Below are 7,118 nucleotides of genomic sequence, written 5' to 3'. Positions count from 1 at the left end.
AAAAAAAAAAACAACACGAAAACGTAATTTCGGTCGTAGTTGATTGGTTTGAAGACGGGTCCACTCCCCTGCCCCCCGCCGCCCGGCACATCGCCGGGCGGCCGTTCCCTTTCCCCAGGGTCCGGACATGTTCCCCAAGGCCCGGACATGCGTATGGCCCTGGCCACGTCATCGGGGCCAGGGCCATGCGCAAGGAGCAGGGGTCAGGCGGCGATCGGGGAGTAGGCGGCCGCGTCGCCCTTCAGCACGACACTGGGCCGGCCGTCCACGCCCACCGGCACGTCACCGGCGATCGTGACCCGGTGCAGCCGCCTCGGACGGTCGCCGAAGTCGTGCACCACCCGGTGCTGCGTCGCCCGGTTGTCCCAGATGGCGACGTCGCCGGGTGCCCAGCGCCAGCGCACGGTGTTCTCGACCTCGGTGACGTGCTCCTGGATCAGCCGGATGAGCGAGGCGGACGTGTGCGCCGACAGCCCCACCAGCCGCTTGGCGAAGTCGCCGAGCAGGATCGATCGCTCGCCGGTCTCCGGGTGCACCCGCACCACCGGGTGCTCGGTCTCGAACACCGTGGAGGCGAACACCTCGGCGCGTTCCCGCGCCCGCTCGGGATCGTCGGAGGTGGCGATGCGGACGTAGTCGTGCTGGTTGGTGTGTACGGCTCGCAGCCGGTCGAGCAGGTCCCGCAGCTCGGCGGGCAGGTGGTCGTACGCGGCCACGGTGTTGGTCCACAGCGTGTCGCCGCCGGCCGCCGGAACGGCGACGGCCCGCAGCACCGAGGCCAGCGGCGGCCGGTCCACGAACGTCACGTCCGTGTGCCAGCGATCCACCTTCTGGCCGTCGCGGTAGTCGAGGTCGAGGACGTGGTCGTTCCCGTCGAGCGAGGGGACGGTCGGGTGCGCGGCGGTCGGTTCGCCGAGCAGCCGGGCGAAGGCCACCTGGCTCTGCTCGTCGAGATGGTCTTGTCCGCGGAAGAAGACCACCTTGTGGCCGAGCAGCGCCAGGCGGATCTCCGCGACGACGTCGGCAGGCAGATCGCCGCCGAGCCGTACGCCGGAGATCTCCGCGCCTATCCGGCCGGCGACGGGGATGATGGACAGGGATGACATGGGATTTTTCCTTCCGGTAGAGGGATTGCCTGCGTTCGGAAGGAAGGACAGAGCGCGCTGGCCACGCGGCAGAAGTCCACGTGACCCCGGATGGTCAGAGCCGTCGTCGTCACACCATCAAACGTAGATCGCCCCACCTCTAAAGTCAATTGAACCGGTAGGGAATTAGGGTTTTCTCTATGTGCAGGTGACCGAGTACGTCATCGGGCCTGAGGCGACGACGTTGGGCAGCCTGGTCTCCATGTATCCGGTGACGGTCCTGCCCGTGGACTCGTCCACCGTGAACTCGCGCTCGATGACCTTGGTCAGCGGATCGCCCGGCGGGAAGGCCGCGCCGTCGAGCCAGGCGGCCAAGGTCTCGTCGAAGTACCACTGCGCGTACACCATCTGCTCCATCGGCGCCGACACCGTCACCTTGGCCCGGGCCTTCAGCGTGACCGGGCACTCGCCCCGGTAGGTCGCCGGGGTGACGGAGGCTTCGGTGACCGAGACCACGTGCGGGTATGAGCCCGCGGGCGGCTTGCCACCGCAGTCGACCTCGTAACCGACCGCCTCACCGCGCGTGACCCTGTCGTTCGCGGTCACCTCCAGCCAGATCTTGCCGGACTTGCTGATCCACTCGTCCCAGACCCGTTGTGGACGCAGTGCGGCGGCCTGGGTGAAGGTGTGGGTGAACGGCGCGGTGTGGCTGCCGTCGGCCCAGCGCCACCGATAGCTGATCGTGAGCGGCAGCGTCGCGGAGGGCGTCGGGGTGACCTGCGAGAGGATCGTGAACTGCTTGGACGTTCCCGGACAGGGCTGCGGGTTCCGGCTTTCGATGACCTGGGTTCCGGTGATCGTGACCGCGTCGCCGTCCCGGCAGGTGATCGTGAAGGCGGCAGGCTGGGTGGCGGTCGCGTTCGGGGTGAGGACGCGCAGGTACGCCGAGCCGCCGCCCACCTTCGACGGGTCCGTCACCTTCCAGATGGTCTCCAGCACCGTGGTCAGGTCCCCTCCGAGCATGACCTCGCCGGGGATCGTGGTGCCGTCGCCGCGTACCCACTGGTAGGTGACCTTGGCCGGCTTGGTGACCGCGAGGTCGACGCGGAACACGAACTCCACCGGCCGTCCGCACGGCCCTTCGTACCGCGCGGGCGTCACCCGCGGGTTGGCGGCGGCGGCGACCGGGCCGGGCTCGGGCGGGTCGGTGCAGGTCACGCGGTAGGGGACCTGGGCGGAGTCCGTCACGTGGCCCTTGGCGTCCAGGATCTCCAGCCGGCGGTGGCCGGAATGACCGGTCAGGAACGTCCGGCGGGAGCTGACCGCCGTGCTCCGCGCGGTGAGCCACAGCCGCTCGACCGGCTCGGCGCCGCCGTCGCCGTCCACCCACCGGTACGCCACCGCCGCCGGCGTCCTCGACACCGTGATCCGCCCGTCGAACGTCACCGTGCGGCCGGGCGCCCGGCACACTCCCCGGTACGGCGCGGGCGTGGCCAGCGTGACCCCGATGCGCGTTCTGTCTTCGGAAACATCCTCCAGCTGCAGGGGGTCACACGACACCGTGAAGCGGGCCTTGGCCGAGGTCGCCTTCCGGGGGCTGAGCACCTGCAGCGCCTGCCACCCCGACGTGCTCGCCGCGAACATCTGCCGATCCCGTGCGACCACCGCCCCGCCCTTGACCTGGACCGTGCGGATCGGCCCCTTGGTGCCGTCACCGCGCAGCCAGCGGTAGGTGACCCTGTTCGCGCCGCGCACCGCGACCTTGGCCGCGAACGCCGTGGTGGCCGGACACGGGCCCGCATATCGGGCAGGTGCGGCCGTCACCCTGCCCACTTTCACCGACGCGGCCGCAGCCTGCGCCGGTGCGGCGGCCAGGCCGCCTGCCAGTGCCAGGGCGGCGGCCAGCGCCGTCCATGCTCTACGCACCTCGATCTCCTCAATCTCCTCAAGATCGGACTGATCCCGGGAGCCTGGCGGGAGAGGGTTGTGCGGGACTTGGGCGAAACTTGAGGCCCGAGTCAGGCGTGCTTATTCGCGCAGCCGATCCAGCATCGACTCTGCGGGCCTGCCCAGCACGTGAGCCAGATCCGGGCTCTGGAACTCCAGCGCGCCTGCCCGTACCTGCGCATTGAGCCAGCTCATCGGCCCCGGCCCGGCATCGGGCACCTCCCGGTAGGGCACCCCCAGCACCTCGGCCGCCTCCGGGTAGGTCCACAACGGCCCGGTGAAGTCGTACGCCCGCCCGAGATGCCCGTCCCCGGTCAGCACCTGAACGGCGGCCTCGGCCAGATCGGACCTGAAAGCGGTGTTCAGCCCGCGCCCGCCGGTGCTGCCGGCGAGCTCGCCGCCGGAGACCTGCGGCACGAAGGCGTCGCCGTAGTAGGGATGGCGCAGCAGCGTGTACGGCAGGCCGCTGTCGAGGATGGCCCGTTCGGTGGCGTGGTGGGCCTCGGTGGCGCCGGTGGCGACGGTGCCCGCTCCCAGCAGGCTCGTGTAGGCGATGGCGCCGACCCCGGCGTCGGCCGCCGCCTCGACCGCGTCCAGGTGCTGCTTGATCCTGCGCGCCGGGTCGAGTTCCGGCGACGAGATGAGCAGGAGCCGCGTGGCCCCCTCGAACGCCTCACGCAGGCTGTCCGGCTCGTCGTAATCGCCCCGCCGTACCCGGACGCCCTGCGGGGCCCGTACGGGATCGCGCACGACGGCCACCACATCGGGCCGAGCGGACAACCGGTCGATGACCAGACGACCGAGCGCCCCGGACGCCCCGGTGACCACGATCATGGAACTCCCTCCGACGAAGATCGGCCAAGTCAACCGCCCCCGACCCGCCACCTGCCACCCATTTCTCCCCCACCCCGGCCACCAGCCTGCGCCCCACCCCCGTTCACCGGCCTGCGAGGCCACCCACCGTCGGTCGCCCGGCCTGCGCGCCCGCCCGGCCACCCCCGGTCGCCGGCCTGCGGACGGCCCTCTGGGATACTCCCGCGCATGACAACAGACGGGGGGCGGCCGGGGTTCGCGACGCACGGGATCGGGTCGGACCACCCGATGACGTGGACGCTGCGCCGCGCGGAGCCGGGAGACGTCGAGGCGATCGCGGACCTGCGCGCGTCGGTCATGCGCCCGGACCTGCAGCGGCTGGGCCGCTTCGACGAGCACCGGGTCCGGCAGCGGTTCCGGGACGCCTTCTCCCCGGACCACACGTCGGTCATCGAGACGGACGGCGACTTCGCGGGCTGCGTGACATTCCGCCCGGACGAGGACACGTGGTGGTTCGAGCACTTCTACCTCGCCCAGGAACTCCAGGGCCGCGGCCTCGGCTCGGCCGTGCTGCGCGAACTGCTGGAGCGATCCGACGCCGAAGGCCTGACCGTCCGGCTGAACGTCCTGCAGGGGAGCGCCGCACAACGGCTGTACGAACGCCACGGGTTCACGGTGGAGACCGAGGACCCGGTCGACGTCTTCATGGTGCGGGAACCGGCGGCGAGCACGTCAGGAAGCTGAAGGCCATCCGAGGCTGACGTCTGTCACTACTGGCCCGGAAAGCAGGTCTCGCCCGTCAGGACAAACGCCTACAGGTGCTCAGTCACTCGCCGCCCACGTCCGACGCGTCAGGGTGATCCACCTCGGCGGCTCACGACCGGGATCCCACACCAATTTTCCGAACGTGTGACGCCTCGGCGGAGAGCGGTGCGCCGTCTTGGCTGAGCGGGTGGAGTTCGGGAAGCTCCCGCCCCTGGTCGTCGACGAGGATGGAGTGCGACTCGTCCGGGGCGAAGGCATGGCGCTCGCCCCATTGGCGGAGGGCGACGACGGCCGTGAAGAGGTCCAGCCCGGCTTCGGTGAGCCGGTACGTGTGCCGCCTGCCGTCAGCGGCGGCGCTCTTGTCGAGGATGCCGTGCTCGACGAGTTTGCGGAGCCGGTCGGTGAGGATGTTGCGGGCGATCCCCAGCCGCTCAAGGAACTCGGTGAAGCTAGTCGCCCCGTCCATCGCGTCGCGGATGATCAGCAGGCTCCACCGGTCGCCTATCAGGTCGACCGTCCGTGCGACCGGGCAGGCCGGGTCGGTCCAAGCGCTTCCTGTGGCGAGTGCGACGTCCACCGTCCCCCTCCAAGATGAGTTGCAATATGAAACCAGTATGCCTTAGCTTCAGATAGGTTGCATTTTGCAACTTACTGGAGGGTGATATGTCGTCAGGATTGACCGGGAGGCAGCGGGCCGTGCTCGCGCTGGTGTGCGCGGTGGCGGTGTCGACCATCTACGGCATCCAGCCGGTCATCGAGGCCGCGGGCCAGGACCTCGGGCTGGGGGAAGGAGCGCTGGGGTGGTTGGTCGCCGCCGGCCAGATCGGCTATCTCGCGGGGCTGGTGCTGCTGGTACCGCTCGGTGACCTGTTCGACCGCCGCAGACTCATCACGGTGCACCTGCTGCTCACAGCGGTAGGGGCGGGGGTGGCCGCCGCCGCACCCAGCGGTGGCGTCGCGATCGCGGGCCTGGCCCTGGCCGGGCTGTTCGCCGTGGTCGTCCAGATCACGGTGGCCTACGTCGCCGCCGTCTCACCGGCCGGCGAGCGCGGCCGCAACATCGGAGCGGTCACCTCGGGCGTGGTCATCGGGATCCTCGGAGTACGGGTGGTCGCGGGCACGCTGGGCGAGCTGGCCGACTGGCGCATGGTCTACCTCGTGATCGCCGGACTTTGCGGGATGCTCGCGCTCGCCGCCCGATTCACCCTCGATGCCGACATCCGCCGCTCCCGAGCCCGGTACGGGCAGCTGCTGGCATCGCTGGGTCGTCTGGTCGCCGGCGACCGGCTCTTCCTCAGCCGGGGACTGGTCGCGTTCTTCCTGTTCGCCTCCTTCGGCACGCTGTGGAGCGGGCTGGCACTCCCGCTCGGCGCCGCGCCGTGGCACTTGGGCACCACCGAGATCGGACTGTTCGGACTCGCCGGTCTCACCGGGGCGCTGGGTGCGGCCCGGGCCGGCCGATGGGCCGACCGGGGGCTGGCGCCCTCGGTCACCGGCTGGTCGCTGGCCCTGCTCACGGCCTCGTGGCTGCTGATCGCCCAAGCGGGGTCGTCGCTGTGGCCGTTGATCGCCGGCGTCATCGTCCTGGACTTCGCCGTGCAGGCCGTCCACGTCAGCAGCCAGCACCTGCTCACCAACGCCCGCCCCGACCAGAGCAGCAGCGTCATCGGCGCCTACATGGCCTTCTACTCCCTCGGCTCCGCGCTCGGTGCGATCACCACCACCTGGGCCTACAGCGCCGCCGGATGGCCGGCCGCCAGCCTGCTCGGCGCGGCCTACGCCGCACTCGGACTCCTCGTGGCCACCTCGACCCGACGCTTCACCGCTCTACCGCGGGCGCAGCAACCACGTGCGTCCGTATCGGATGCGTGCCGCTGACACTCGATGGCGCGTTCGCGTCTCGGGTCCTCCCGCGCCCGCCGGCGTCACCTGAGGGAAGTGTCACATGACAGTTGTCACAGGGGTTCGTGTTAGTTGTTTCTACCGGCGAAGGGGCCCGGCGGGCGAGGCTTGACCTGCAACAAGGGGCAGCGAGCAGTCCAGATGCCCGCTGCCACTCCCATCGGATCTCGGCTGCGAGCCGAGGCGGAAGGAGAGTGGGCCCGATGGCCGAAAGCCTCTACATTCTCGGTGACGAGGACCGCAAGAAGTTCGCCAGGCTGATCGCCGCCGCGTGGTCGGAGGACGACGTGAAGACCCGTTACGGCCGCGAGCCTCGCCTGCTGCTGGCCGAGTACGGCATCGCGTACCCGGAGGGTGTGGCCACGCCGCCGCTCCCCCCGAAGCCCGCCGGTCAGTTCAGCATCGAGGAGCTCGAGGTCGCGGCCGGCACCGAGGCCCCGGCCGACGGCTGCTTCGGCTCCGCCAGCTCGGTCAGCTGCTTCACCGGCTGCGTCGCCACCGCCTCCACCTTCGGCTGCGCGGGCGTGGCGGAGACCTGACAGTGCCGCGGGGGGCGCGGTCCGGCCCGCGGCGCGCTCCCACGCCCTTGCCGTGGCACCCGGCGGC

Annotated in this window: 7 protein-coding genes; 3 read left to right on the top strand and 4 right to left on the bottom strand. The window is 70.5% G+C overall.

The window, feature by feature from the left end; all coding sequences use genetic code 11:
• Positions 1 to 203 precede the first annotated feature (203 nt).
• From ACWDX9_RS57200 to ACWDX9_RS57190, 3 genes are all read right to left on the bottom strand, one after another.
• Positions 204 to 1,106, bottom strand: a complete 903-nt coding sequence (locus ACWDX9_RS57200) for a TauD/TfdA dioxygenase family protein (RefSeq protein ID WP_355201302.1) — start codon at positions 1,104 to 1,106, stop codon at positions 204 to 206.
• A 177-nt stretch (positions 1,107 to 1,283) separates the two neighbouring features.
• Positions 1,284 to 3,011 (bottom strand): hypothetical protein, encoded by a 1,728-nt coding sequence (locus ACWDX9_RS57195; protein WP_449971504.1) that lies wholly within the window; start codon positions 3,009 to 3,011, stop codon positions 1,284 to 1,286.
• Positions 3,012 to 3,113: 102 nt separating this feature from the next.
• Positions 3,114 to 3,866, bottom strand: coding sequence for an NAD(P)H-binding protein (locus ACWDX9_RS57190; RefSeq protein WP_449971501.1), 753 nt, complete (start codon positions 3,864 to 3,866; stop codon positions 3,114 to 3,116).
• A gap of 207 nt (positions 3,867 to 4,073) precedes the next feature.
• Here ACWDX9_RS57190 and ACWDX9_RS57185 point away from each other — a divergent pair, with 207 nt between their 5' ends.
• Positions 4,074 to 4,589 (top strand): N-acetyltransferase family protein, encoded by a 516-nt coding sequence (locus ACWDX9_RS57185; RefSeq protein WP_449971499.1) that lies wholly within the window; start codon positions 4,074 to 4,076, stop codon positions 4,587 to 4,589.
• 130 nt (positions 4,590 to 4,719) lie between these two features.
• Here ACWDX9_RS57185 and ACWDX9_RS57180 read toward each other — a convergent pair whose 3' ends face one another.
• Positions 4,720 to 5,187, bottom strand: a complete 468-nt coding sequence (locus ACWDX9_RS57180) for a winged helix-turn-helix transcriptional regulator (RefSeq protein WP_449971496.1) — start codon at positions 5,185 to 5,187, stop codon at positions 4,720 to 4,722.
• Positions 5,188 to 5,273: 86 nt separating this feature from the next.
• On the opposite strand from ACWDX9_RS57180, the gene ACWDX9_RS57175 reads away from it, so the two are divergent.
• The gene (locus tag ACWDX9_RS57175; protein WP_449971493.1) at positions 5,274 to 6,488 is read left to right on the top strand and encodes an MFS transporter; all 1,215 of its coding nucleotides are present in this window, start codon (positions 5,274 to 5,276) and stop codon (positions 6,486 to 6,488) included.
• Between the two features lie 227 nt (positions 6,489 to 6,715).
• Positions 6,716 to 7,051 (top strand): thiocillin family RiPP, encoded by a 336-nt coding sequence (locus ACWDX9_RS57170; RefSeq protein WP_397369660.1) that lies wholly within the window; start codon positions 6,716 to 6,718, stop codon positions 7,049 to 7,051.
• Positions 7,052 to 7,118 lie beyond the last annotated feature (67 nt).

The sequence above is a fragment of the Nonomuraea sp. NPDC003201 genome (genome assembly GCF_053590415.1).
The sequence above is the reverse complement of the archived record's forward strand: the minus strand, read 5'-3'. Positions and strand labels throughout refer to the sequence as shown.